General features: G+C 63.2%; 22 protein-coding genes. 8 read left to right on the forward strand and 14 right to left on the reverse strand.

All coding sequences use genetic code 11. The features are described from left to right. Nucleotides 1–120: 120 nt before the first annotated feature. Entirely contained in the window at nt 121–1,725 is a 1,605-nt protein-coding gene (locus tag ABH945_RS08350; RefSeq protein WP_429250247.1) for a rhodanese-related sulfurtransferase, read from the reverse strand. Nucleotides 1,726–2,183: 458 nt separating this feature from the next. Here ABH945_RS08350 and ABH945_RS08355 point away from each other — a divergent pair, with 458 nt between their 5' ends. Further along, the gene (locus tag ABH945_RS08355) at nt 2,184–3,179 is read left to right on the forward strand and encodes an LLM class flavin-dependent oxidoreductase (protein WP_074766349.1); all 996 of its coding nucleotides are present in this window, start codon (nt 2,184–2,186) and stop codon (nt 3,177–3,179) included. A gap of 207 nt (nt 3,180–3,386) precedes the next feature. Here ABH945_RS08355 and ABH945_RS08360 read toward each other — a convergent pair whose 3' ends face one another. Further along, entirely contained in the window at nt 3,387–3,764 is a 378-nt protein-coding gene (locus tag ABH945_RS08360; RefSeq protein ID WP_429250248.1) for a heavy metal-responsive transcriptional regulator, read from the reverse strand. A 100-nt stretch (nt 3,765–3,864) separates the two neighbouring features. Between ABH945_RS08360 and ABH945_RS08365 the strand changes: the two genes are divergently transcribed. Next, the gene (locus tag ABH945_RS08365; protein ID WP_429250249.1) at nt 3,865–4,692 is read left to right on the forward strand and encodes an SDR family NAD(P)-dependent oxidoreductase; all 828 of its coding nucleotides are present in this window, start codon (nt 3,865–3,867) and stop codon (nt 4,690–4,692) included. A 224-nt stretch (nt 4,693–4,916) separates the two neighbouring features. Here the strand turns inward: ABH945_RS08365 and ABH945_RS08370 are convergent, their stop codons facing one another. Next, nucleotides 4,917–6,050, reverse strand: a complete 1,134-nt coding sequence (locus ABH945_RS08370) for an alpha/beta fold hydrolase (RefSeq protein WP_429250385.1) — start codon at nt 6,048–6,050, stop codon at nt 4,917–4,919. 528 nt (nt 6,051–6,578) lie between these two features. On the opposite strand from ABH945_RS08370, the gene glgC reads away from it, so the two are divergent. The 3 genes from glgC (at nt 6,579) to pdxY (ending at nt 10,763) form a co-directional block, all read left to right on the forward strand. Next, on the forward strand, nt 6,579–7,844 hold the full coding sequence (gene glgC / locus ABH945_RS08375) for a glucose-1-phosphate adenylyltransferase (protein WP_429250250.1): 1,266 nt from the start codon (nt 6,579–6,581) through the stop codon (nt 7,842–7,844). Nucleotides 7,845–8,047: 203 nt separating this feature from the next. Next, the gene (glgA, locus tag ABH945_RS08380; RefSeq protein WP_429250251.1) at nt 8,048–9,508 is read left to right on the forward strand and encodes a glycogen synthase GlgA; all 1,461 of its coding nucleotides are present in this window, start codon (nt 8,048–8,050) and stop codon (nt 9,506–9,508) included. Between the two features lie 388 nt (nt 9,509–9,896). Beyond that, nucleotides 9,897–10,763, forward strand: a complete 867-nt coding sequence (gene pdxY / locus ABH945_RS08385) for a pyridoxal kinase PdxY (protein WP_074763691.1) — start codon at nt 9,897–9,899, stop codon at nt 10,761–10,763. Nucleotides 10,764–10,802: 39 nt separating this feature from the next. Here pdxY and ABH945_RS08390 read toward each other — a convergent pair whose 3' ends face one another. Further along, a complete protein-coding gene (locus ABH945_RS08390; protein WP_429250252.1) occupies nt 10,803–11,093 on the reverse strand; it encodes a DUF4148 domain-containing protein in 291 nt (96 codons plus the stop codon). Between the two features lie 274 nt (nt 11,094–11,367). Between ABH945_RS08390 and ABH945_RS08395 the strand changes: the two genes are divergently transcribed. Together ABH945_RS08395 and ABH945_RS08400 are read left to right on the forward strand one after the other, a co-directional pair. Beyond that, nucleotides 11,368–11,829 carry a hypothetical protein gene (locus tag ABH945_RS08395; protein WP_429250253.1) on the forward strand — a complete coding sequence of 154 codons (462 nt, stop codon included), beginning with the start codon at nt 11,368–11,370 and terminating at the stop codon, nt 11,827–11,829. 685 nt (nt 11,830–12,514) lie between these two features. Continuing rightward, nucleotides 12,515–13,666 carry a branched-chain amino acid ABC transporter substrate-binding protein gene (locus ABH945_RS08400; protein ID WP_074763688.1) on the forward strand — a complete coding sequence of 384 codons (1,152 nt, stop codon included), beginning with the start codon at nt 12,515–12,517 and terminating at the stop codon, nt 13,664–13,666. Between the two features lie 76 nt (nt 13,667–13,742). Here the strand turns inward: ABH945_RS08400 and ABH945_RS08405 are convergent, their stop codons facing one another. Both ABH945_RS08405 and ABH945_RS08410 read right to left on the reverse strand, forming a co-directional pair. Continuing rightward, nucleotides 13,743–15,662, reverse strand: a complete 1,920-nt coding sequence (locus ABH945_RS08405) for a DUF3857 domain-containing transglutaminase family protein (RefSeq protein WP_429250254.1) — start codon at nt 15,660–15,662, stop codon at nt 13,743–13,745. Nucleotides 15,663–15,798: 136 nt separating this feature from the next. After that, a complete protein-coding gene (locus tag ABH945_RS08410; RefSeq protein WP_074763686.1) occupies nt 15,799–16,476 on the reverse strand; it encodes a hypothetical protein in 678 nt (225 codons plus the stop codon). A gap of 365 nt (nt 16,477–16,841) precedes the next feature. Here ABH945_RS08410 and ABH945_RS08415 point away from each other — a divergent pair, with 365 nt between their 5' ends. After that, nucleotides 16,842–16,982: a hypothetical protein gene (locus ABH945_RS08415; protein ID WP_171910205.1), complete on the forward strand. Its 141-nt coding sequence runs from the start codon at nt 16,842–16,844 to the stop codon at nt 16,980–16,982. Between the two features lie 279 nt (nt 16,983–17,261). Here the strand turns inward: ABH945_RS08415 and hutG are convergent, their stop codons facing one another. The 8 genes from hutG to ABH945_RS08455 all read right to left on the reverse strand — a co-directional run bounded on the left by hutG (nt 17,262) and on the right by ABH945_RS08455 (nt 26,833). After that, nucleotides 17,262–18,074, reverse strand: a complete 813-nt coding sequence (gene hutG / locus ABH945_RS08420) for an N-formylglutamate deformylase (RefSeq protein WP_074763685.1) — start codon at nt 18,072–18,074, stop codon at nt 17,262–17,264. 81 nt (nt 18,075–18,155) lie between these two features. Then, complete coding sequence (locus tag ABH945_RS08425) at nt 18,156–19,541, reverse strand: formimidoylglutamate deiminase (RefSeq protein ID WP_429250255.1); 1,386 nt, start codon at nt 19,539–19,541, stop codon at nt 18,156–18,158. 3 nt (nt 19,542–19,544) lie between these two features. Beyond that, entirely contained in the window at nt 19,545–20,759 is a 1,215-nt protein-coding gene (gene hutI, locus ABH945_RS08430) for an imidazolonepropionase (protein ID WP_429250256.1), read from the reverse strand. 127 nt (nt 20,760–20,886) lie between these two features. Beyond that, entirely contained in the window at nt 20,887–21,486 is a 600-nt protein-coding gene (locus ABH945_RS08435) for a HutD/Ves family protein (protein WP_429250257.1), read from the reverse strand. Nucleotides 21,487–21,506: 20 nt separating this feature from the next. Continuing rightward, nucleotides 21,507–23,195, reverse strand: coding sequence for a urocanate hydratase (gene hutU / locus ABH945_RS08440; protein WP_429250258.1), 1,689 nt, complete (start codon nt 23,193–23,195; stop codon nt 21,507–21,509). A 67-nt stretch (nt 23,196–23,262) separates the two neighbouring features. Further along, entirely contained in the window at nt 23,263–23,958 is a 696-nt protein-coding gene (gene hutC, locus ABH945_RS08445) for a histidine utilization repressor (RefSeq protein ID WP_074763681.1), read from the reverse strand. Between the two features lie 25 nt (nt 23,959–23,983). Then, complete coding sequence (gene hutH / locus ABH945_RS08450) at nt 23,984–25,504, reverse strand: histidine ammonia-lyase (RefSeq protein WP_074763680.1); 1,521 nt, start codon at nt 25,502–25,504, stop codon at nt 23,984–23,986. A 432-nt stretch (nt 25,505–25,936) separates the two neighbouring features. After that, nucleotides 25,937–26,833 (reverse strand): LysR substrate-binding domain-containing protein, encoded by an 897-nt coding sequence (locus tag ABH945_RS08455; RefSeq protein ID WP_429250259.1) that lies wholly within the window; start codon nt 26,831–26,833, stop codon nt 25,937–25,939. Nucleotides 26,834–26,847 lie beyond the last annotated feature (14 nt).

Consider the following 26,847-nt stretch of genomic DNA (forward strand, 5'->3'; position numbering starts at 1 on the left):
GCCTTCCTGATGGCGATAATCTAAACGGATCGGCGGCTTTAGACGAGAGCGCGTTTACACCGAATCGGCAGATGATTTCCATCAGCGGCCCACGCAAAACGGCGCCTCGCGATAAGCGGATCAGATCACCCGGAAACGATGCGTGCCGTCCCGCTCCAGTTGCGCGACCAGCCCCTGCTCCCACTCCAGATACGCGTTCATCGCGTCGAGCGGGTGATCGGTGCCCTCGTAAGGACGGCGATACCGGTCGATACGCGGCGACGCCATGCGCGTCTCCCCGCTTTCGACCGGCAGACCCGCGTCGATCCACGCCGCAGTACCGCCCGTGAGCACCTGTACGGGGCATCCGGTCAACGCAGCAACTTCCGGCGCGGCAAAGCGCGCGAGCAGACTGCTGCCGCATGTCAGCACATAGCGTTGCGCATCGGGCAACTGGCGCAGCACATCGCCGAGTTGCGAGCGGATTACGAACCACGCGCCGGGAATATGACGCTTCACATAATTCTCGCTCGACGTGAAATCGAGCACCACTGTGCCGCGCGATTGCAGCAACGTGACGAGATCGGCTCCCGTGATTTCGTCGGCGGCGGGTGCGGCGGGCGCAAATCGCGCTGCGGGCGCCGGGCCTTTCTCGGCGAAGTCGGCGGGCATCAGGCCGTCCACGACGTACGCCTCGATGTTCATCTGCGCGAGCCACGACGCTGTCATGTTCGCGCGCACGCCGTCGTTGTCCGCGAGAATCACGCGCGCGCCGCGCACCGGCGCGAACACGTCGGCCTCCTGCACCAGCTGGCCGCCCGGTGCGCTACGAAAGCCGGGCACGTGCCCCGCTTCGTATTCTTCCGGCGACCGCACGTCGAAGCGATACACGGTGCGCACCGCTTCTCCGGCCCAGCGGCGAGCTTCGTCGCGTGACGTGCGGCCTACCCGCGCGCGATCCGCGAGCGCACGCGCGGATTCGGCGGCGGCGAGACGCACGGCGTCGCCAGTGGCCGTCGGGTCGAAGCGGCGTGAACTGCCGTGCGCGAGCGGCTGACCCGACAACGTCCAGCCGATCGTGCCGTTGCGCAGCGCCGCGACCGCATTCGGCACACCCGCATTGATCAGCGACTGCGCGCCGATAATGCTGCGCGTACGCCCCGCGCAATTGACGATGATCCGCGTGGCCGGGTCCGGCGCGAGTTGCCGCGCGCCCAGCAGCAATTCCGCGCCCGCCACGCTGATGCTACCGGGAATATTCATGGTCTGATATTCGTCGAAGCGGCGCGCGTCGAACACGACGACGTTGGCCTCGCTGTCGATCAGATCCTGCACCTGCTGCGCGCTCAACGTCGGCGTATGACGCACCTGCTGCACGAGTTCGCCGAACGCCTTGCCCGGCACGTTGACGTCGCGGAACAGTTCGCCGCCGGCCGTGCGCCAGCCTTGCAGGCCGCCTTCGAGCAACGCGACATCGGTATAGCCCAGTTCGGTCAGGCGTTCGGCGGCGCGTTGCGCGTAATTTTCGCCTGCATCGAACAGAACGATCGGCACCGCGAGACGCGGCAAACGCACGGGTGCGTCCAGTTCGAGCCGCGATAACGGCAGATTCGCGGCAAACAACGGATGACCGCCTGCGTGCGGCTCCTCTTCCCGCACGTCGAGCAGCGCGATTTCCTCGCGCTCCAGCAACGACGCACGTACATCTTCGAATGATCGGTTACGAAACTCTTTAACGAAAGTCATGAGATAGCAGACTCCTTCGAGGTTCTTCCAGACAGTCCATATGCTTTAACGACACGTCATCCGGGCAGCTCTTGAAAAACTCGCGGCCTGTGCCGCGAGAATCGAGCGGACGTGAAACAGCAACCCTGAGTACCCATGCGCACCAGCAAGCACCAATGCTTTAACCGTACACGCGATTGCGGATCTGCGTACGATCGCCAGAAGACGTTTCGCGGTAATTCCCGCAGTCGAGCAGTTGATCGACGCGCGTGAGCGATCCGGCTGGATAAAGGTCGACGTGCAATTTCCGCGCCACGAAAAGCAGTGTCCTTCATACGAAATGGTGGCCAGAAAATGTGGGGGCGCCCACAAACCCCCTTCCGCAAACGTGGACATCCGCGCACCGTCAGCAGAAAAGCGAAACCTTTGCCACAATGCGCCATCGCGTGAAAGCGCCCGAAACAGCAAGTGAACAGACAATGATCCCCTTCTCAGTCCTCGATCTGGCGCCGGTCAACGCGGGCGCGACGCCCACCGACGCATTCAGGAATTCGCTCGACCTCGCGCAGCACGCCGAAAGCTGGAACTACCGCCGCTTCTGGCTCGCCGAACATCACAACATGACAGGTATCGCGAGCGCGGCGACCTCGGTGGTGATCGGTTATGTGGCCGGCGGCACGAAGACCATTCGCGTCGGCTCGGGCGGCGTGATGCTGCCGAACCACGCGCCGCTCGTGATCGCCGAGCAGTTCGGAACGCTCGCGTCGCTCTATCCCGGCCGGATCGACCTCGGCCTCGGCCGCGCGCCGGGCACCGATCAGAGCACCGCGCGCGCGTTGCGGCGCGATCTGCAAAACAGCGCGGAGTCGTTCCCCGACGACGTCGTCGAATTGCAGCGCTATTTCGCCGATCCGGTGCCGGGTCAGCGGATTCGCGCAGTGCCGGGTGCGGGTTTGCAGGTGCCGCTGTGGCTGCTGGGTTCGTCGCTGTTCAGCGCGCAACTCGCGGCGGCGCTCGGTCTGCCGTTCGCGTTCGCATCGCACTTCGCACCCGATTACATGCTGACCGCGTTGCAGGTTTATCGCTCGCAATTCAGGCCGTCCGCGACGCTCGACAAGCCGTATGCGATGGTCGGCGTGAATCTGTTCGCCGCCGATTCCAACGACGAAGCGCAGCATCTGTTCACGTCGCTGCAACAGCAGTTCATCAATTTGCGACGGGGCACGCCGGGGCAATTGCAGCCGCCGGTGGAGCGGCTCGAAGCGTCGGAGATGGAGTTGAATAACGTTGCGCATTCGCTCGCGTGCACCGCGTTGGGAGACCGCGACACGGTGCGCGATGCACTGAAGTCGATCATCGATCAGACCGGCGCGAACGAGTTGATGCTGACCGCGCAGATTTACGATCACAAGGCACGGTTGCGCTCGTTCGAGATTGGGGCGCAGGTGCGGGAAGAGTTGGCTGCCGCGAAGTGATTTGATGTCGTCACGACGATTGGAACTCAAGCCTCGTTGCCGTTCGAATTTCGTTAGGCGAACCGCTTGAGCGATCGTCGCTGGCAGCAACCGTTTAACAGAAAAAGCCGGCGTTTCGCCCCCGTGTCGTGACTTGCCAACTAGGGGCGAACGTTGAGCTTCGACGTTCGCCGTGTCATGACGGGCGCCGCGCGCGCTCCCTCGCGCTCACGAAACCGCTTCAACCTCGACACACTCGCCGCCAACCTTCTCCAGTGCGTTCAGCAGCCCTGCTCGCAACGCGCTCAATGCATGACTCTTTTCGTCGAGTTCCTTGAGCTTTGCCTGCAAACAGGCCACTTTTTGCTCCGCTCCAAAACCCGGACCGTCCCACACATCGATGACGTCGCGAATTTCCGCGAGCGTGAAACCTAGCGCCTTCGCGTGGACGATCAGACGAATCCGTTGCAACGCGAGCGCGGAATAACACTTGTAGGTATTCGATACGTTGGGTTGCGTGGCCTTATCCAGCAGACCCATTCTCTCGTAATAGCGAACCGTATCGCGGGAAACGCCCGCCTGTCTGCATAGCTCGCCAATGCGCATGCTGCCTCCATCCAGAGTTGTGAATCGACATTAGGACTTGACCGTTGCCTACAGTCAACGGTTTACAGTCCTCTCCGTCTTTCACTTCCCCCTGCACGACATGACCACCCCCTTCGATTTTCGCGGCAAGACCGCTCTTGTCACCGGTGCATCGTCCGGTATCGGACGTGCGTTTGCCTTCGCCCTGGCTAAACGGGGAGCCCGACTGCTGCTGGTAGCGCGCTCGCACGACAAGCTGCGCGATCTCGCCGAGGAACTACGGCGCGACTACGCGTGCGACGCGGATTACCTGACTGCCGACTTGAGCACGTCCGAAGCGGTACACGCAATCGCCGCTCACCTGAAGGCAGCGGAAAGAGTCGTCGATGTTCTGGTCAACAATGCGGGCTTTGCGGCGTATGGACGCTTCGAGTCCATTCCGCTGTCGCGTCAGCGCGATGAAGTGCTGGTGAACTGCATGGCCGCGGTCGAACTGGCGCATCTCGTGCTGCCGGGCATGCTGGCGAAATCTGCTGGCGTCGTCATCAACGTGGCGTCGACGGCGGCGTTTCAGCCCGATCCGTACATGGCCGTCTACGGCGCCACGAAGGCGTTTCTTCTGTCATTCTCCGAAGCCGTCTGGGCCGAGAACCGGCATCGGGGAGTTCGGGTGGTCGCCGTGTGTCCGGGCGCGACGCAAACCGGTTTCTTCGACGTCGTCGGCGCGCAGGAAGCCGCCGTCGGCACGCCGATGCCGGTGGCAAGCGTGATCGACGATGCTTTTTTTGCGGTGGACCGCAACAGAAGCCATCGGGTTGTCGGGAAGGCGAACCGGCTGCTTTCCTGTCTGCCGAGACTGTTGAACCGTCAGGGCGCGGCCCGGCTTGTCGAGAGGATGCTCAGGCCGAGGCAAGCGCAGGCGCTGGCGACAGGGCACGCAAACAGCTAGGCGCGGGCTATTCGTATCCGGCGACGTAAAGCAAAAAACATCGGCGCCCGCGCTGTACCGTTAGCGACCGTGCGAGGGCCGCACCACCAGGTTCAGAACATCGGGATTCACCGCCCAAGCACCATCGCACCGCCTCTGGCCGTGACGCGATGGGTCCGTCACCCGCTGTTGGGAGGCCTCGGAGTATCGTAAAGACTCCGAAAGCCTCTCACCCTCTCTTCCTTTCACCGATTCGTCGGCACCGCCGCCAGCCCATCCAGCAGCGCCTTATGAAACGCCTGCGGGTCCTGCATCTGCGGCGCGTGGCCGTCGGCGGCGAATTCGACCAGCGTCGCATGCGGAATCGCTTTCGCCGCCGCTTTGCCCAGCTCCGGGTAATGGCCGATCTTCGCGCGCACCTCGGGCGGTGCGGCATCCTTGCCGATCGCCGTGGTGTCCTTCTGGCCGATCAGCAGCAGTGTCGGCATGCTCAGTTGACCAAGCTCGTAAACAACAGGCTGCGTGTAAATCATGTCGTACAGCAGCGCGGAATTCCACGCGACGATGTCCTTGCCCGGTCCGCGATACATGCCCGCGAGCATCTGCACCCACGGCTCATAGTCGGCGCGCCACTGACCGGCGTAATAAGTTGACTGCTCATAGCGGCGGATGCCGTCGGCGGTCGTCTTCAGTTCGCGCTCGTACCATTGATCGACCGACAACGACGGCACGCCCTTCGCCTTCCAGTCCTCCAGACCGATCGGATTGACCAGCACCAGTTGCTGCGTCTCACGCGGATACATCAGCGCGTAGCGGATCGCCAGCATACCGCCGGTCGAATGGCCGATCATCGTCGCGTCCGTCACGCCGAGCGATTCGAGCAGCGCATGGGTATTGCGTGCCAATTGTTGAAAACTGTACTGGTAGTGCTCGGGCTTGCTCGACTTGCAGAAGCCGATCTGATCCGGCGCGATCACGCGATATCCGGCATCGCTGAGTTTCTGGATCGTTGCGTCCCAGGTCGCCGCGCAGAAGTTCTTGCCGTGCAGCAGCACCGCCGTGCGGCCGTTCGGATGCGCCGGCTTGACGTCCATGTAGGCCATTTGCAGCGCGACGCCTTGCGACGTGAAATCGAAACGCCCGACCGGCGCGGGATAGGTAAAGCCCTGCAATTCCGGGCCATAAGCGGGACCGCTGTTATCCGCGGCAGCGCTCACCGACGCGGCGCTGGCCGCGACCGGACTCGCCTGGCTCAACGCGGCAGCCGCTGCGACGCTTGCCGGCGTGGCGGCCGAAGCAGAAGACACGGCGGGCGCAACCGCGCACACGCAGACACTCAACAGGGCAAGCAGGGCATGACGGCGAAAATTCATCGAGATTTTTTGCAAAAAAGAAACTGCGAAGAACAGGCGGGAAATCGCGTGGACCAGCCAACCGGGCGGCCACGATAGAAGCGCACGATTCTACGACGCACCGCCCGACCGTGCCGCCAATCGCGCAGGCTTAACGCTGCGGCGACCTGCGCGATCGACCTGAACCGCGTCATTCTCGCTGTCAGCCGCGGCCTCTCCGACCTCCCGCCGCCTGTCCGTATCGGCCACAACCGCGCCGTTCCGCTTTGGCACGCATATTGCGACAGCCCACCTTGCCCTCTATGTGTCGTGCCGCACGGATACGCGCGCTGCAACAGCCGATTGTGCGCAGGTGGGGCACCTCGGCGTGCATCCGCGAAATTCAGGCTTTTGGCTGTGGACCATTCGGTGCTAGAACTACCTGACGGGCTCGCGAAGACGAACCGCCTGGAAGAACGAATCAGCATCGCGAATCAGCAGCGAAGAAGCCGGCGATCAACGAGACCAGCAACTGACAACCAGATCATCCGGGGCATACTAATCATGGAGACAGACATGGACACTCCGTCACGGCTGAACGATGTGCAACGCTCAACCCTCGCCATCGTCCTCGCAGGCGGCAGAGGCACACGGCTCGGCCCGCTCACCAACAAGCGCGTGAAGCCCGCGGTACATTTCGGCGGCAAATACCGGATCATCGACTTCGCGTTGTCCAACTGTCTGAACTCCGGCATCCGGCGCATCGCCGTGGTCACGCAGTACAAGGCGCACTCGCTTTTGCGCCATATGCAGCGCGGCTGGAGTTTCCTGCGCGGCGAATTCGGCGAATTCATCGACCTGTGGCCGGCGCAGCAGCGCGTGGAAGGCGCTCACTGGTATCGCGGCACCGCCGACGCGGTGTTCCAGAACCTCGACATCATCCGCTCGATCCGGCCGAAATACGTGGTGGTGCTGGCAGGCGACCACATCTACAAGATGGACTACACGCGGATGATCGCCGACCACGCGGAGAGCGGCGCGGATTGCACGGTGGGATGCATCGAGGTGCCGCGCATGGACGCGGTCGCATTCGGCGTGATGGCGGTGGACGAAAACCGCCGCGTCACCGGTTTCGTCGAAAAGCCCGCCGACCCGCCCGCGATGCCAGGCCGCCCGGACATCGCGCTGGCCAGCATGGGCATCTATGTGTTCAACGCCGACTATCTGTACTCGCTGCTCGAAGAGAACATTTCGTCGATCGATACCGATCACGATTTCGGCAAGGACATCCTGCCGCGCGTCGTCACCCAGGGCACGGCGATCGCGCATCCGTTCAGCATGTCGTGCGTATCGTCGGACCCGAGCGTGGAGCCGTACTGGCGCGATGTCGGCACGATCGACGCTTACTGGGCGGCCAATCTCGACCTCGCGTCGACGATACCCACGCTCGATCTGTACGACCGCAACTGGCCGATCTGGACTTACGTGGAACAGTTGCCGCCCGCCAAGTTCGTCCGCGATATGAAAGGTTTGCAGGGCTCGGGCAACAACCTGATCGTCTGCGGCGGGTGTGTGATCTCGGGGTCGCAGATTTCGCGCTCGGTGTTGTCGTCGAACGTCAAGGTGAGTTCGTTCTGTAATATCAATGAGGCAGTCTTGTTGCCGCAGGTCACGGTCGGCGCGAGTTGCCGGTTGCAGAAGGTGGTGATCGACCGCGGCTGTGCGATACCGGACGGTACGGTGATCGGCGAGGATCCGGTCGCGGACGCCGAGCGGTTTTATCGCACGGACGACGGTGTCGTGCTGGTCACGCCCGAGGCGCTGCGGCCGAAATCGAAGTAAGGTGGCGGGGGTTGGGCGGGCGAGGTGCACTGCCCGCCCGTGCGGGGTGGCGCCGCCTGCCAGCGCGATCCTCACGTGTCCGAACGCATGGTGCTGAGGCTCTGTCACCGCGCTGCTGCATCAGACCGTCGAAATCGACGAACCTTACCGGACCCCTCGCACCTGAACCAGCAACATCGACTAACCCGGAGTGAGACTGGCCTATGACGATTCGCGCCCTGCACGTCGCAAGCGAGCTGTATCCCCTTCTCAAAACGGGCGGTCTCGCCGATGTCGCGGGCGCACTGCCGCCCGCGCTGATCGAGCGCGGCGCCGATGTGCGGGTGCTGCTGCCCGGCTTCCCAGCCGTACTGGCCGGTCTGACCGACCTGCATCCGGTCGCGCAGCTAGGGCGCCGCTTCGACACACCGGGGGTCACGCTCGAGCGCGGCACGCTGGGGGCGAACGGGCTGATCGTCTACGTGATCCGCGCCGAGTCGCTGTATAACCGGCCGGGCAATCCGTATCTGAACAACGAACACGTGCCCTATGGCGACAACGCCCAGCGTTTTGCACTGCTCGGCTGGGTCGCCGCACAACTTGCGCAGCAACTGGACCCGGCGTGGTCCGCGCAGATCGTCCACGCGCACGACTGGCACGCAGGGCTCGCGCCCGCCTATCTGAAAGCGGCCGAGCGCCAGCACGGCCGGCCGGTCGCGCGCAGTGTCTTCACCGTGCACAACCTCGCCTATCAGGGCGTGTTTCCCGCGCACCAGTTCGGCCAACTCGCGCTGCCGGACGACTTCTTCAACATCGCCGGCGTCGAGTTCTACGGACAACTGTCGTTTCTCAAAGCTGGCCTTTTCTATAGCGACCGCATCACGACCGTCAGCCCGACCTACGCGCGCGAAATCCAGACGCTCTCGCAGGGCGGCGGGCTCGACGGACTGCTGCGGCATCGTTCGCACGATCTGAGCGGGATCCTGAACGGTGTCGACTATGCCGTCTGGAATCCCTCCACCGACGCGCTGCTCGACACTCACTACAGCGCCACCCGTCTCGCCGGCAAAGCGGCCTGCAAGGAAGCGTTGCAAAAGCGCTTCGGCCTCGCGCAGAAAAGCGACGCGCTGCTGTTCGGCGTGGTGAGCCGTCTGACCGAACAGAAAGGCCTCGATCTGCTGCTTGGGGGCGTGCCCGAAATCGTCAAACGCGGCGGTCAACTGGTGGTGTTCGGCACCGGCGATCCAGCGCTCGAGAACGGTTTGAAACGCGTCGCGCAGTCGCATCCCGAGTCGGTGGCGGTCGAACTCGGTTTCGATGAAACGCTCGCGCATACGATCGTCGCGGGCAGCGACGTGATCGCCGTGCCGTCGCGTTTCGAGCCATGCGGGCTCACGCAGTTGTACGCGCTCGCTTATGGATCGCTGCCGCTGGTGCATTGCGTTGGCGGTCTCGCTGACACCGTGGTGGACGCGTCGCTAGAAAATCTCGCCGACGATCTCGCCACCGGCTTCGTCTTCGAACGATTCGAGCCGCACGGACTCGCCGCCGCGATCCGCCGGGCCTTCGCGCTCTACGACCGGCGCACCGAGTGGAAAGCGACTCAACGGCGCGCGATGCAGCAGGATTTCGGCTGGGGCGCGTCGGCGGAGCGTTATCTTGCGTTGTATCGCGAGCTGACGTAGGCGCGCGTGGCGGTGGTTTGAGCCGCCTGTCCGACGGCATTTCAAGCCGCATGTATACGGCTCACGCATGGATCAGACACGGTTCAAATACCGCTCTCATGCGGCTGTCCCTCGCGTCGGATACCTCCGCCGTTTGCCGCCCGGCAGCTTCAGCAGGCCGCCCGCCCCCCCTTCCGTATGATGGTTCGACGCAACAACACAGGGGACGGATCGACTCGCGCGCGCGAAACTCCTGTATTGTTTCCTGACGATGCAGCGTGTAGACGTTTCCTGCACCATCATCTGAAGCAGCTCTGCCGTTTGGGGCGGCCGGTCGTTCCCGGCTCGTCGACTCGGCGCACCCTACCGTTCTCTCTATTCGCGCATCCCCGTTTGCGCGAGCGACACCATGACAAAAAGCGTTCTGAGCATCCAGTCTCACGTTGTCTTCGGACACGCCGGCAATAGCGCGGCCGTGTTTCCCATGCGCCGGCTCGGCGTCAACGTCTGGCCGCTCAACACCGTGCAGTTTTCGAATCACACGCAATACGGCCATTGGACCGGCAGCGCAATCGACTCGTCGCAGATGGAGGAACTGGTCGAGGGCATCGGCGCGATCGGCATGTTGCCGCGCTGCGACGCGGTGCTGTCCGGCTATCTGGGCACGCCCGAGCAGGCGCAGTCGGTAGTGGAGATCGTCAAGGCGGTGAAGGCGGCCAATCCGCGCGCGTGGTATTTCTGCGATCCGGTGATGGGCGCGGCCAGCGGCTGCAAGGTCGAACCCGGCATTCAGGAATTTCTGGTCCGCACGATGCCCGAAGTCGCCGACGCGATGGCGCCGAACCATACCGAATTGCAACGCCTCGTGGGCCGCGAGATCGAGACGCTGGAAGAAGCGGTGACCGCCTGCCGCGAAGTGATCGCACGAGGGCCAAAGCTCGTGCTGGTCAAGCATCTGCTGGATCGCAACAGTCCCGCCGACCGGTTCAACATGCTGGTCGTCACCGAGCGCGAAGCGTGGATGGCGCAGCGTCCGCTTTATCCGTTCGCGCGGCAGCCGGTCGGTGTCGGCGATCTGACCAGTGCGGTGTTTGTCGCGCGCACGCTGCTCGGCGATTCGATTCGCGCGGCGTTCGAGCATACGGTGGCGGCGGTGAATGCCGTGGTCAAGACAACCTGGCAGGCCGGACGGTACGAACTCGAACTGGTGGCCGCGCAGAGCGAGATCGCGCAGCCGCACGAGTGGTTCGATGCGTGGGTTGCGGAGACGGCCTAGCCTTGCGGGTGACCGATGGTCGGCGGCAGTCGTTAAAGATCAGTCGCGCTTCGGCCACCCGGCGTCGCGGGCTGCGACTTTCGCAGTGCTCGCTGCCGCAGCCGCCGCGCGTTCCGCGCGCAACGCCACGACTTTGCGAGTCGCCTCAATGGCATTTTGCGGGTAGTCCACGTCGCTGAACTGGTAGCCGACGCTTTGATAGTCGGCCAGCTCGGCGAGCACCTGCGCCCGCGTCAATCCTGCCGCCTGAGCCTGGGTTACGCCCAACCCCGCGCCGAGCGCCACTAATCCTGCCACGCTGACGCACAACCGCACCCAAACTGCCTTCATTTCAATTCTCCTGTTGACTCGACCCGAACGGTCAACAGAAGTCTAACGAGCGATGCGGCGCGGAAAATCCCCCCGGCGAGGAAGGCACTGTTACCTGGTGGGCGGGCAATCCGCGAGCATCGCGCTGGTCCGGCCGGGGCCGCCGCAAACCGCCGCTGTCAGCCGGGCATCCTATAATGCGTGCCGCGTGCCACGTGGATCAGGCGCCTGCCTCTCCACATCGCATTTTTTCAGGCATCAGGCATTTACGCAGAATTCAGCAGACGAGGCATCGATGGACGGTTATATCCGCAGTGAGCGGGAAGAGTTTTTTGAGCAGTTGTGCATGAGCGTCGACGCCGACGAAGCGCACGAACAGGAAGCGATCGAATATTTCGAGAACCAGTTCGATCAGGCCGATTTCGACCCGGCGCAATGGCTCGACATCGCGCTGTATTACTCGCCGGCGGTGGCGCGCGGCATCGTCGACATGGTGACGGCTGACGACAAGGCGCGCAGCAATATCGCCGAAGTGATCGCCGACAACCTCGACATCTCGTACGGCGAGGACGAGTGCCAGCAGTTCGCGGAGACCATCGAATTCGCGCTGAACAACAACGTGCCGGTCGATCTCGACTTGGTGCTCGACGGCTGCCAGCGCGCAATCGACGACCTCGACACATGGGCCGACGACGAAACCAAAGCGCCGCTGCTGCGTCTGCGGGAAGAGTTGTTGCGCCAGCAAGGCGAGCATTGAGCAGCAATGGCCGGCGCTTCGGGGCTGGCCGATAGAAGCAGTAGTTTCTTTTTGAGGCGCACTTGCGCGGGTTGTTAGTCGCGGGTGCGTTGAAGGCGGAGTTAGGCCTGAGACCGGCATAGCTCCGGCGATCCCCAGAAGCATTGCCGCCGTTGTCGCCCCGCGCCATCGACGGCGGCGTAACGTCATTTATCCCGCCCGCGGTCCGCAGGCCACCGCAGGTTGCCCACGCGCGCCAGCCCGGCAACGGCCGCAACGCCCCGCCTTCGCCTTCGCCTTCGCCTTCGCCTTCGCCTTCGCCTTCGCCTTCGCCTTCGCCTTCGCCTTCGCCTTCGCTCTTAAGCATATGCCGCAATCCGCACTCTCCACGCGGCGCTCGCTGCCTGCCCGCCCACGCGCCGCGCGGGCTATGCCGAAATGCTCATTCAAAACGCCTCGAACTGCCAAGACGACCGCAAATTGGCTTTCTATATTCGCGCCAGATTGACCCGCGCATGAATGCCCGCCGACGCCACTCAATCACCCGGCCCGAGCGCGCGTATTCCAGCATTGTTAATCGCGACCGGTCATCCGTAGTCTGCCGATGTGCGTGACGGCCCGCCAACCGCGTGCCGATTCGCGCTTCGACCCGGCGTTACCGCCTTGCCGCTTTCACACCCTGAAACTGTCGATGGAAGGAGAGACCATGAGTCTTCGCAACACGCTCAAACCACTTGCCCTGTTCGTTGGCGCCCTCTTCGCCGTTGCGCCGCTGGCCAGTTTCGCCGACGACCTGCCCGTGAAGATCGGTTTCGCCGCGCCGCTGACAGGCGCGAACGCCGGCTACGGCAAAGATCTGGAAAACGGCGTGCGCCTCGCAATCGAAGAAGCCAACGCGCAGAAGATCAAGATCGGCGACAAGGTCGCGGTGTTCGAAATCGTCTCCCAGGACGATCAGGCCGACCCGCGCGTCGGCGTGCAGGCTGCGCAGAAGCTGGTCGATTCGGGCGTGGCCGTGGTGGTCGGCCACTTCAATTCGGGCACGACGATTCCCGCGTCGCAAGTGTACGAACAGTCCGGCATTCCGGTGATCGACCCGGCCGCGACCAATCCGATCATTACCGGACGCGGCTTCGCTAACACCTTCATGGTGATTTCCACGGATGCGCAGAACGCGGGCAACGCGGGCGCTTATGCGGTGGACGTCACCAAGGCCAAGCGCATCGCGATCATCGACGACCGGACCGCGTTCGGCCAGGGCGAAGCCGACGAGTTCGAGAAAGCGGTGAAAGCGCACGGCGGCACCATCGTCGCGCACGAATACACCGACAACCACGCGGTCGATTTCAGCACGCAAATCACCAAGATCAAGGGCGCCAATGCGGACCTGGTGTTCTTCGGCGGACTGGACAATCAGGCTGCGGGCTTCGCACGACGGATGAAGCAGCTCGGACTCAATGCGCAACTGGTCGGCGGCGGCGGCGTGATGGACCCGGACTTCATCAAGCTCGCGGGCGACGCGGCAGAAGGCGCGATGGCCTGGGAATATGGCCGCCCGCTCGCGCAACTGCCCGGCGGCAAGGATTTTTCGTCGAAGTTCAAGAAGCGTTTCGGCGTGGATATCCTGTCGTACGCGCCGTTCGGTTATGACGGCGCGTGGGTCGCGATCAAGGCGATGGAGCAGGCCAAATCGAGTTCGCCGGCGGTGTACCGGCCGGTGTTGAAATCGATCGATTACGACGGCGTGACCGGCAAGATTTCGTTCGACAACACCGGCGCGCTGAAGAGCGGCGCATCGACGCTGTATCAGGTGAAGAACGGTGCGTGGGTGCCGATCGTGACGAAGAGCGGGACCTGAGCGAAGGTTTAGATTGCGGTTGATGGAGGCTCTGGTTGCGGCGGGTGTGCGTGACCAGAGTCTTTTTAAGGCCGCTCTATTTCGATGTCGAATCAACCGCCTTCACCACCACCTCCCCATCCAGATCCCGCTCGATCCGCACAAGGTCGTCCTTCATCCCCGCGAACTCATCGGGCGAGCACATCTGATGGCCGAACGTCGCGTTCAGATGCCGGTCGACCTGCAACATCCGCGTCGCGGGATCGAACACATAGCGCGACGAGAACGTCAGAAAGCGGTCCTGCACCGTCGTATCCGACGGCAAATCCGTCACGCGGACAAAGCGCGGCAGCGTCATTTCCAGCGTCTCGTCGAACTCTCCGCCGATGCAGGCCCACGGCTGCGTTCGCGCAGGCTCCGCCAGCCAGCCCTGCACCTGCGACGCCATCCCGCCAGAGAAACTCGTCAACGCGGGCACCGCCGTCGTGCCGTCCTGCCACACGAAATGCGCGACGCTTCCCTGCATCGACGTCGCGAACGGACCGCTCGTTGCGCTTACGTCGTCCGTGCGCAATTGCGCGGTGCCGTGCAAACCCGTCTGCAATAGACGGTTCGCCGCAATCTGCTGGACTCGCTGATGCGTCGAACGTCGAAACGTATTGCGCTCAATTTCGGCGGTAAAACCCGCATCTTCCACGCGATACGCGTAACCCGCCGTGCCGCTTTCATCGACGTCGATCTGCACGCGCGCACTGCGTTCGCGAGATTGCGTGGCGGGCGTACGAGACAGCACACCGTCGTCCACCAGCAGCACCGGACGGTCCATCACCGCCACCGGCAAATAACCGAACGCGGTTCCGCCCGCGGTCGTATCGGCGAATAACGAAAGCTCTGGAATCCATACGATTGCGTGATTGATCGCGCTCGCCCCATAACCCGGCACGTCGGGCAGGCTGTAGTACGGGCCGAGGTTGAGCAGCACCGCCTCGCTGCGGATGCCGGCCGCCGCGAGCAACGCGCCGTACAGCGCGACGTGGTCCTTACAATCGCCATAACGGTTGCGCAGGATATCGGCCGCCCGGTGCGGAATCGCCGCCGTCTCGCCGAGAAACAGCGCGACGTAGCGGATATTCAGACGCATCCAGTCGTACAGCAATCTCGCCTTCTCTCGCGGATCGGCGGCATTCGCTGTCAGCGTCTGTGCAAGCTGGACAATCGCGGGATCGGTCTTGGTCGGATCGATAGCGGGCTCGCGATACCGCGCGGCGAAACTCGCAAAGTCCGGCACCGTCGACACCATCAGCCGGTCGCCCCAGTTCGCGTAGCCGACCGCGCCCGCTTCGAGCGGCGCGTAGGGGCCGTGGCGGTAGTCGAACTCGTAACGGGTACGTCCATTGGATGTGACCGGGGGCACCGCGACATAGCCACGCGCGTCGGCATAGAGCGGGACATCGGCGGGCAGATCGAAGATCAGGCGTTGCAACTCAACCGGGTCGCGTGTCGGCTCGACGAGGTACGCAAACGTGCCCGCCTGCAACGGCTTGCTGCGTGTCTTGCGAAACGCGAGATGCACACGCGAGCCCGGCTCCACACCCGGGAAAATCACTGTGCGCAGCACGCCGTCTTCAAAACTCGGCGCACCGGCCGAACGCGGCTCCTGCACGTCGCGAATCGCCTCGGGCCCGACCGGATGCGCGACGCCGTTCGGGTCGATCGTTTCCGCGCGCAGCAGTTGCACCTGCTCGATGTCCTTGTTGAACCACACATAGCGCTGCGCGATATCGTCGATGCCGCTCGCGGTGTTGGCGCGCAGAATGGTGTCGTCATGCTCCTCGATCGAGCCGTCTTTCTGGATCGTGAAGAGGTGGACGTCGCGCTCCATCGTGGAGGGCGCGAGGTCGTCGGAAGAAGTTGCTGCTGCGGTGTTGTCGGCGGCGAATGCGGCGGGCGGCGCCGACAGCGCGGCGAGCGCCCAGGCGGCGGTCACCACTCCGATGAACCTGCCACGCCGCGTCATAAACCGCGCGCGCTGCGCCGCGCGCTCGAGGCGCGCCGGTTCGCGGCGAATCCCGCGCCGAGCGCGTGATTCAAATTCCCTACGCCGTTGCAACCGCAATCGAACCCGATATCAACGCTCTTCGTCATCAGATACGTCACCCGCCACGCTCATCGGCTTCGCCAAGCTGCGCGAGCAGCGACTGCAGACTCTCCACATGCCGCAGCAACAAATGACGATGCTTTTCGATCTGTTCCAGACGTCCCGCGAGATCAGCCTGCAGCAGATCGTCCAGCTCGGCGGACGCGATCACTTCCTCGACCTTCGAGCGCATCGTCGCGAAATCGACCGGCGCGTGACTCAGATGCCGCTCGAAACGCCGCACGTCCTGAATCGCCAGATCGCGAACTTTGCGCAAATACGCCTGACGTCGATGCGTTTCCGCATCGAGCGCTTCTTCTTCGACCCGTTTGGCAGGCCCTGGCTGACCGAAAATCGGCTCGGGCGGCCGCAACACCGTCTTCTTTCGCACCGGATGCGCGGTGCCGCGAAAACGCGCGAGCGGCTGCTCGTTGTCGATCGCTTCGCGCGCGTTGGCAGGGATGTCCTGCCCGGTATGCGGCGCGTTCATCCAGCCGTTCGGCAAGCCCGTGACCGCTTCGATCCCGCGCACGAACTCCTCGCTGAATTCGCGCTGGCCGGCCAGCATCAACTTGAGGTAGCTCGCGGAGAAAGTCATCATGCGCGCGAGACGCGTCGCGGCGCCGACCTCGCGGGTCAGCAGCACCAGGTTTGCCCGCCATACCGGGAGCAGCAATTCGTCGGAATCTTCCATCGCTGGGTCTTCCATCTTTTGCCCGATGTCATGACGATACGCTCGATAAACCTCATCATGCGCGTCATCGATTTGAAAGGTTAAACGCATCGCCGCACGTCGCGCAATCCCGGCTTACACGCGTTTTCAGGCGTACATGTCGATGCAATCGACGCCTGCCCGCGCGGTCCGGGTTGTCGGAATTACACGATACTGCGCGCCATTAGGCCGTTTCGACGTGGCGGAGCGCTCACTCTGTTGCATTGACACAAGTATTCGCGCCACGTTCCTACGCGCGACGCGCTCGATGTGGCATGCTTTCGGACCGATCCGGCACGAGACGTGCTGGATTGGAAGCTCCACAACATCGACTTAAGGGTTTTGTAATGAAGAAATTTGCTCTCGCCATTGCCGCAGCCATCGTCACCCTGAGCGCGGTCGCTCCCGCACAAGCCGACGAACACCACCACCACCCGGTTTGCCACAAGGTGAAGGTCCACGGTCACTGGGAAAAGCGCTGCCACTAATGGTGATGCGGTGTCCTTCCGGGCGCTCCGCACATCGCAAAGCCCCGCCAATTAGCGGGGCTTTTTTTATGGCGAAAAGCGTTGACCCGGCGCGGGCAAATATCTTCGACGCTCTATACGTTCCACGCGAAAACGGTCGCATGCAATGCCGGACACATGCTGTTACACCTTTGCGGTGCTAGCCGACGCGAAAACGGCGTCACGCAATTTGTGAATTGCGTGACGCCGTTCTGCTTAAGAGAAAAATGAATCGGACCACGTATTCGCCGATTCAATGGATCAAGCCGCGTTGATGCGCTCCATCGCGGCCGTCACCAATGCCTGCAATACAGGCTCGACTTTCGCCGCGAGTTTTTCGTCATACGCATAAGGCATCTGCTCTTCCATATACGTGATCTGCGACAACTCGAGTTGCACGGCATGTACGCCCTGCGCCGGTTGCCCGTATTGCCGCGTGATGTAGCCGCCCTTGAAGCGTCCATTCGCGACTGCCGTATAGCCGCCGTCGCGCCCGACGATCGCAGCCAGTTCTTCGCCGAGACCCGCCACCGCACTCGCGCCATTCGACGTGCCGAAGTTGAAATCCGGCAGACGTCCTTCGAAAAAGCGCGGCACGTGCGAGCGGATCGAGTGCGCTTCCCACAGCAGCACCTTGCCGTGCTTCGCCTTCAACGCGGCAAGCTCGCCCTGCAAAGCATGGTGATACGGCGTCCAGTAAGCATCGCGACGGCGCGCAACCTCGGCTTCGTCAGGGAGATGTCCGTCGAGATACAGCGCTTCCTTGTCGAAGGTATCGACGGGCAACAGACCCGTGGTGTCCTGGCCCGGATACAGATTCGCGCCGTCGGGCGGACGGTTCAGATCGATCACATAGCGTGCGTAAGTCGGCGCGAGAATCGATGCGCCCAGCCGCTTCGCGAACCCATAGAGACGGTCGAGATGCCAGTCGCAATCGTCAGTGCGATGAGCGACGGGCGTCATTGTGGCCGCGATATCGGCGGGGATTTGTGTGCCCAGGTGCGGGATCGAAATCAGCAAAGGCAGGCTTCCCTGATGCAGCGAGAAAACCGGCGGAGTAGTCGAAGCAGTCATGTCAGCCCGGAATCGGTTGGATCGAAGGATCTATTCAACAAGTCTTGCGCGCTTCATTTTGCGCCGTCTTTATCGGCCGCGTCAGTCGAGCAGTTCTGCGAGCGCGATGCGATAGCGTGCGTAAGCGCCCTCTTCGTCGCGATGCCTGCGATTGTCGACGACCTTGTCGCCGCCCGCATACACATCGCGAATCGGCGTCTCGCCATGCTCGCAGAATACGACGCCCGACAGCCACGCATCGCTCGAATGCTCGGCAATGCTCGAATGATTCGCGTCGAGTACGAGCCAGTCGGCGCGGCTTCCTGCCTGCAACGCGCCGACCGCGCGACCCGTTGCGTGCGCGCCGCCATCGAGCGCGGCGTCGAACAGACGGTCCGCTACATGCGTGGCCTGCGCCGATGCAAGCACGTTGCGCTGCCTCCGCGTCAAACGCTGACCGTATTCGAGCAGACGCAACTCCGCGCGCCAATCGACGCCGATGTGACTATCCGAGCCGACACCGATTCTCCCTTGCGCGTCGAGATATTCCTGCGCCGGAAAAATGCCGTCGCCGAGATTCGCCTCGGTGGTCAGGCACAAACCCGCGACCGCGCCGCTCTTCGCGAGCGCCTGCATTTCGTGCGGGTCGACATGCGTCGCGTGCACAAGGCACCAGCGGCTGTCCACGTCGAAACGATCCAGCAGCCATTGCACCGGACGCGCGCCTTCGGTTTCAATACACGCTTCGACTTCGGCGGTCTGCTCGGCAATGTGGATATGCACGGGCGCCTTCGCGTCGATGCCGCCGAGCAGCACACGCAACGAATCCGCCGACACCGCGCGCAACGAATGTGGCGCCACGCCATAACGCAGTGACGCGTTTTCAGGCCGTGCCGTACGCAACGTGCCGAGCAGATCGAGCAGACCCTCAGGCGTATTGATGAAGCGCGCCTGATCGTCACGCGGCGCGCGCGAACCGAAGCCGCTGTATTGATACAGCACCGGCAGCATCGTCATGCCTATACCGCTCGCAGACGCTGCATCCACGACACGTTGTGCGAGTTCCGCGTGATTCGCGTACCGGCTGCCACCGGGCGTGTGATGCACGTAGTGGAATTCGCACACGGACGTATAGCCCGCTTTCAGCATTTCGATGTAAAGCCATTGCGCGATGCTCGCCAGCCCTTCCGGTGTGATGCGCGCGGCGAAGCGGTACATCAGGTCGCGCCAGCTCCAGAAGTTGTCGGTGGCGTTGGCGCGATATTCGGTGAGGCCGGCCATCGCGCGCTGGAACGCATGCGAATGAAGATTCGGCATCCCTGGCAATATCGGACCCGCTGCTTTGGCAACGCCAGCAGGCGCTTCTTTTACATCCGGCGTGACGCCCGTTAAAGTGCCAGCCGCGTCCCATTCCAGCAATACATTGCGACGCCAGCCGTCGGGCAGGTAGGCGTGCGCGGCGAACAGCGATTGTTTTATTTGTGTCATCTCTCAGGTCCTGCTCAACACGGTCTCGCCCGCGCGCACGACGCGCGCGCACAACGGACGGCCGATCCAGTAAGCCAGCTCGGCGAGCGAATCGACCGACCATACCGCGAAGTCGGCCGCGCGCCCCACTTCCAACGCGCCGTGCGTGTCCGCTTTACCCAGCGCGCGTGCCGCGTGCGTGGTCACGCCTTGCAGCACTTCGGGCACGGTCATGCGGAACAACGTGGTCGCCATGTTCATCATCAGCAGCAGCGACGTCGCGGGCGATGTGCCCGGATTGCTGTCCGTCGAAATTGCAATCGGCACCTCGTAACGCCGCAGCAATTCCAGCGGCGGCAACTGCGTCTCGCGGATGAAGTAATACGCGCCCGGCAACAATACGGCGACCGTACCCGCTTCTTTCATCGCGGCGACGCCCGCTTCGTCGAGAAATTCGAGGTGATCGGCGGACAGCGCGCGATGACGCGCGGCCAACGCCGTACCGCCGCCGTTCGACAACTGCTCGGCGTGCATCTTCACGGGCAGCCTGTAGCGTTCGGCGGCGTTGAACACGCGCTCGCTTTGCTCCAGCGAAAAACCGATGCGTTCGCAAAACACATCGACGGCATCGACCAGGCCTTCGTCGGCGAGCGCGGGCAGCATCGTGTTGCAGACTTCGTCGATATACGCGTCGGCACGACCGGCAAATTCGGGCGGCAATGCGTGCGCGCCGAGGAAAGTCGTATAGACCGTCACCGGATAACGCTCGCCCAACTGCCGCGCGACGCGCAGCATCTTGCGCTCGCTCGCGAGATCGAGGCCGTAGCCGGATTTGATTTCGATGGCGGTCACGCCTTCGGCAAGCAACGGTTCGAGCCGCGCGGCCGATTGACGGAACAACGACGCTTCGTCGGCGGCACGCGTGGCGCGCACCGTCGATACGATTCCTCCGCCCTGTCGCGCGATTTCTTCATAGCTGACGCCCGCAAGGCGCTGCGCGAATTCGTCCGCGCGCTGCCCGCCATACACCAGATGCGTATGGCAATCGACGAGGCCAGGCGTCACCCACGCGCCGTGCAGATCTTCGCGCGGCCACGCGGCGTATTGGGCGGGCAAGTCGGACGCTGCGCCGAGCCATGCGATACGGCCGTCTTCGACTGCGATCGCGGCATCGGCGAGCGTGTGGTGAGGGTCGCCCTGCGGGCAAAGTTTCAGGTGATGCCAGACGGTTTGCTTCATCGCGTGCCTGTTGCTCGTTGCAGCTGGTTGCGTGTCTGTTGTTTGTGGCTTCGCATGCGCGCTTTGTGTTCGCCTTCGTGCTCGTGTTCATGCTCTTGGCAACAGTCGGCGCGCGTGCGGATCGTGGTCATCGTTGCGTGTAGCGGAGCGTGATCGCGAGCACAGCGCCGGTGCCTTTGCGTGCGCAGGAAAGTGAGTCGGGTGCGTCGATGCGCAACGTGTCGCCCGTTTCAAGCGTTTGCGGTTGCGCATCACCGGCGGCAATCGTGACTTCGCCACTCGCGCAATACAGCAGCACGACATCGGCTGAAAACGTGCGCGCCGAATCACCGCGCCACACGTCGAGTTCGCCCTGCGCCACGTCGCGCCGCACCATCAGGTTGAAGTCGCGCGTTGCACCGTCGACCAGTCTCGCGTCGATATGCACCTCGCCGTCGAACCTCGCGATATCGAGCGGCTCAACCAGCGCATACGACTTCAACACCTGCGCGCCAACCGTTTCGTCGAGCACCATCCCCGAACCCGCCAGCAACACCAGCGTCCGGTCGACACCCTCGAAACGCGAGAACGGCCCGGCCTGCGCGACGTCCGCGATACTCACGCGCCACACGAACGCATCCATGCCGGCCTGTTCGGGAAACGCCGCCACTTCGCGCGTCACGCCGCCGCCGTTCTTCCACGGCACCGCCACGAGGCCGGCGCCGCGAATCAGCGTGACAGTTGCCATGCTGCCGACCATCGTCACGATCAGCGGCCCAGCATCGGCAGATTCAGGCCTGCCTCACGCGCGGTTTCCTGCGCGAGTTCATAGCCTGCATCCGCGTGACGCATCACGCCGGTGGCCGGGTCGTTGAACAGCACGCGGCCGAGGCGTTCCTTCGCGGCATCGGTGCCGTCGGCGACGATCACGACGCCCGAGTGCTGGCTGAAGCCCATGCCGACTCCGCCGCCATGATGCAGCGACACCCACGACGCGCCGCCTGCGGTGTTCAGCAGTGCGTTGAGCAACGGCCAGTCGCTGACTGCGTCCGAGCCGTCCTTCATCGATTCGGTTTCGCGATTCGGGCTCGCCACCGACCCCGTGTCCAGATGATCGCGGCCGATCACGATCGGCGCTTTCAGTTCGCCGTTCTTCACCATCTCGTTGAACGCCTGGCCCAGACGATAGCGATCCTTCACGCCGACCCAGCAGATCCGCGCGGGCAGACCCTGGAACGCGATGCGTTCGCGCGCCATGTCGAGCCAGTTGTGCAGATGCGGATCGTCGGGAATCAGTTCCTTGACCTTTGCATCGGTCTTGTAGATGTCTTCGGGATCGCCGGACAGCGCGACCCAGCGGAACGGCCCCTTGCCTTCGCAGAACAGCGGGCGGATATACGCGGGCACGAAGCCCGGGAAATCGAATGCGTTTTCCACGCCCATTTCGAGCGCCATCTGACGGATGTTGTTGCCGTAGTCGAGAGTGGCCGCGCCGCGCTCCTGCAACGTCAACATCGCCTGCACCTGTTTCGCCATCGACTGCTTGGCCGGTTTGACGATGCTGTCCGGCGCGGTCTTCATACGTTCGCGCCAGTCTTCCACCGTCCAGCCTTGCGGCAGATAACCGTGAATCGGATCGTGCGCGCTGGTCTGATCGGTCACGCAATCCGGCGTGATGCCGCGCGTCACGCACTCGGCGAACACGTCGGCGGCATTGCCGAGCAAACCGATCGACACCGGCTTGCCCGCCTGCTTCGCTTCTTCCAGCATCGCGAGCGCTTCGTCGAGCGTCTTCGCTTTCTTGTCGACGTAACGCGTTTTCAGACGGAAGTCGATGCGCGTCTCGTCGCATTCGACGGCGATCATCGAGAAGCCCGCCATCGTCGCCGCGAGCGGCTGCGCGCCGCCCATGCCGCCGAGACCGCCGGTCAGAATCCAGCGGTCCTTCGGGTCGCCGTTGAAATGCTGGTTCGCGACCGAGAAGAACGTCTCGTACGTGCCCTGCACGATCCCCTGGCTGCCGATGTAGATCCAGCTACCCGCCGTCATCTGGCCGTACATCATCAGGCCCTTGCGGTCGAGTTCGTGGAAATGCTCCCACGTCGCCCAATGCGGCACCAGGTTCGAGTTCGCCAGCAGCACGCGCGGCGCGTCGGCATGCGTGCGGAACACGCCCACCGGCTTGCCCGATTGAATCAGCAGCGTTTCGTCTTCGTTCAGGTCCTTCAGCGACTTGAGAATCTGATCGAAGCAATCCCAGTTACGCGCAGCACGGCCAATCCCGCCGTACACGACCAGCGCATGCGGATGCTCGGCCACTTCCGGGTCCAGATTGTTCTGGATCATCCGGTACGCGGCTTCCGCGATCCAGGTCTTGCAGGTCTTCTCCGCGCCGCGCGGTGCGCGGATCGTGCGGGTCGGGTCGAGTCGCGGATCGATGTGTTTCGGATTGTTCATGATGGCCCTCGGAATGCTTGAAGATGTTCGAAAGAGGTTCGACGAAGTTTCGGTAAAAGCGGCGAAATCAGAAATGACCGGTGAAGCGATAACGGCTGCCTGGGTGCCATAGATTCGCAATCGACGCCACCTGGCTTTGCGACCATGTACGCCGATGCAGCACGAGGCAAGGTTCGAGTTCGTCCATGGTCAGCAGCTCGCGCGTATCGGCGTCCGCTGCCAGTGCCTCGATCCGGTACTCGACCCGCTGCAACGGCGCCACGCGCACGAGGTACTGGTTCGGCGTGGTGTTCGTGAAGTCCTGCAGCGCGTAGTCGGGCGCGACCGCCGGATTGACCCAGCGTTCTTCGAGTTGCACGGGCTCGTCGTTTTCGACATGCAGCACGCGCGAATGAAACACCGGACTGCCCGCGTTCACCTGCATTTCTTCGGCGAGCGCTTCGTCGGCGATACTCGCACCGATGTGCAGCACCTTCGCCTGATGACGATGACCACGCGCGACGATTTCATCGGAGATACTGCGGATCGCCACCAGCGTCGACTCGTACTTGGGACGGGCCACGAAAGTGCCCGAACCCTGCACACGCGTCAGCACCTGCTCCGAGGTCAGCTCGCGCAACGCGCGGTTGACCGTCATGCGCGCGACGTTGAACTCGCGCGCCAGCTCGTTTTCGGAAGGCACCTGGTCGCCTTCAGCCCATTCGCCCGCATGAATGCGCGCGAGGATGAAGTCCTTGATGCCCTGATAAGCCGGTGCGTTCATTGGCGTGATCCGCTTGCCGTGAGGCTCACTGTTCCGACGCGAACGCGAACGGGCTCAGCTTCGCGATCGTGCCGTTCTGCACGAGACGCGTGACGGCTTCGATGTCCGGTGCGAAGTAGTGATCGAGTTCGTAATGGGCGACGTCTTTACGCACGACATCCATCACTTTTTGCAGGCTCGGGCTGGTCTTGTGCGGTGCGCGCAGATCGACGCCTTGTGCAGCGGCGAGCAGTTCGATGGACAGAATGTTGGCGACGTTTTCAGCGATGTCGCCGAGCTTGCGCGCGGCGAACGTGGCCATCGACACATGGTCTTCCTGGTTCGCCGACGTCGGCAATGAATCGACCGATGCCGGATGCGCGAGCGTCTTGTTTTCCGATGCGAGCGCGGCGGCCGTCACGTGGGCAATCATGAAGCCGGAGTTCACGCCGCCATCGCGGACGAGGAACGGCGGCAGGCCCGACAGCGTCGCGTCGATCAGCAACGCGATGCGGCGCTCGGCCAGCGCGCCGATTTCAGCGACGGCGAGAGCCAGATTGTCCGCTGCGAACGCGACCGGTTCAGCGTGGAAGTTGCCGCCCGACAGTACTTCACCGGTGTCCGGGAAAATCAGCGGATTGTCGGAGACGGCGTTGGCTTCGAGCAGCAGCACGTTGGCTGCATGACGCATCTGGTCCAGACAGGCGCCCATCACCTGCGGCTGGCAGCGCAGGCTGTACGGGTCCTGCACCTTGTCGCAATCGGCGTGCGACACGTTGATGTTCGAGCCATCCAGCAATGTGCGATACGCCGCTGCCGCGTCGATCTGACCTTGATGGCCGCGCAATTCGTGAATGCGCGCGTCGAACGGCTTGACCGAGCCCATCGCCGCGTCCACGCACAACGCGCCCGACACCAGCGCGGTGCGGTACAGGTCTTCGATGGCGAACATGTTGTACAGCGCGAGTGCGGTGGAGGCTTGCGTGCCGTTCAGCAGCGCGAGACCTTCCTTGGCCTGCAGCGTGAGCGGCTTGAGGCCGACGAGCGCGAGACCTTCGGTGGCCGGCATGCGCTCGCCCTTCGCGAACACTTCGCCGACGCCGAGCAGCGTGGCCGACATATGCGCGAGCGGCGCGAGGTCACCCGATGCGCCGACCGAACCCTTGACCGGAATCACCGGCAGCACGTCGGCGTTGAACAGCGTGATCAGCGCTTCCATGACTTCGCGGCGGATGCCCGAGTGCCCGCGGCCCAGGCTCGACAACTTCAGCGCGATCAGCAGACGCACGACCGGAGGCGACATCGGCTGACCCACGCCGACCGCATGCGACAGCACCAGATTGCGTTGCAGCAGTTCGAGCTGGTCGTGCGGAATATGCGTGCTGGCGAGCCGGCCGAAGCCGGTGTTGATGCCGTAGGCCGGTTCGCCCTTCGCGGCGATATCGGCGACGGCTTTCGCGCACGCGTCGATCGCGGCGTGGCTGGCGGGGTCGAGTTGCAGCGAAACCTGTTCGCGCGCGATCTGGCGCAGTTGCGGAAGAGTCAGAAAACCGGGCTTCAGAATCATGATGTTTGTCCTGTCTATACAAGTTCAGAGAAGTCTAGCGGGACGTTCTTGTATATACAACTTGTTTTTAAATCCCGGATGGTAGGGATTTTCCATTAGAAGGTTGGCTGACAAGGCTTACGGAGTTTGCTTGTGCGGGCTTCTGGCCGACGTGCGCGTCATGTGGCTGAAGCGGCGTTAGCACCCAACTTGTATATACACGCGCCAATTTCATCAGGCCACGCGGAAGAAAAACATTCCGCGCCCACTGAACCTGACACATAGCCATAGTTATAGGAGACGCCCGCGCTCCCCACCGGAACGATGCCCGCTCATAACAAGGACGACGCAAAAAAGCCCGCGTGCTGGCGGTTAGTTCGCGCAGCAGCAGCGGGTCTGGTTGAAGCAACGATGCTGGAAAAGAAAGGCTTGTGGCCAAAGCCGCAGCTAAAACTAGAGCTTCACGCGAGCAGCAATGAAATCCAGAAAGCTCTGCACGCGCCCCGACAGCGACGCGCTCTGGTAATACACCGCGCTCACCGGCTGCCGCTCGTCGACCAGCACGTTGCCGAGAATCGGCACGAGGCGTCCGTCGCGCACGTCGGCGGCGGTCATGAAGTCGGCCAGACACGCGACGCCCCAGCCCGACAGCACCAGTTGGCGCAGCGTTTCGCCGCTCGACGCGGTAATCGCGGGCTCGATCTTCAGCGAGCCGGAAGTGTCCGCGCGCCCTTCCCGCAGCGGCCAGCGATTCAAATGCTCCGGCGCCGTAAAACCGATCAGCCGATGCGCGCGCAACGCATCCACGGATTTCGGCTCGCCGTATTCGGCCAGATACGCCGGACTCGCGAGCACTCTGAGTTTGCTGCTGCCCAACGCGCGCGCGTGCAGCGTCGAATCCTGCAGCGCGCCAATCCGGATCGCGATATCCACCTTCTGTTCGAGCAGATCGACGATGCGCTCGTTGCTGGTCAACTCCAGCCTGATTTCCGGATACAGCGCCGAAAACGCCTTCATATGCGGCGCCACGCAATGCAGCATGAACGGCGACGCGGCATCCACGCGCAGGCGCCCCGATGGCCGCGCGCGACCGCGGGTGACGGATTCCTCGGCCTCCTCCATCGCATCGAGAATCGCCCGCGCGCGTTGCAGGAACGCCTCGCCCTCGTCGGTCAGATGAAGACGGCGCGTCGTGCGGCGCACTAGCGCGGTGTCGAGCTTCTTTTCGAGGCGCGTGAGCGCGCGACTCACGCCGGACACGGTCTGCCCCAGCTTTTCTGCTGCCGCCGTGATCGAGCCGCTGTCGATCACGGTGACGAACACCAGCAGTTCATCGGTGGAAGTTTTCATTGTTGATTTCAAAT

It is taken from the genome of Paraburkholderia sp. GAS333 (genome assembly GCF_050435665.1).
Lineage (GTDB): Bacteria > Pseudomonadota > Gammaproteobacteria > Burkholderiales > Burkholderiaceae > Paraburkholderia > Paraburkholderia fungorum_A.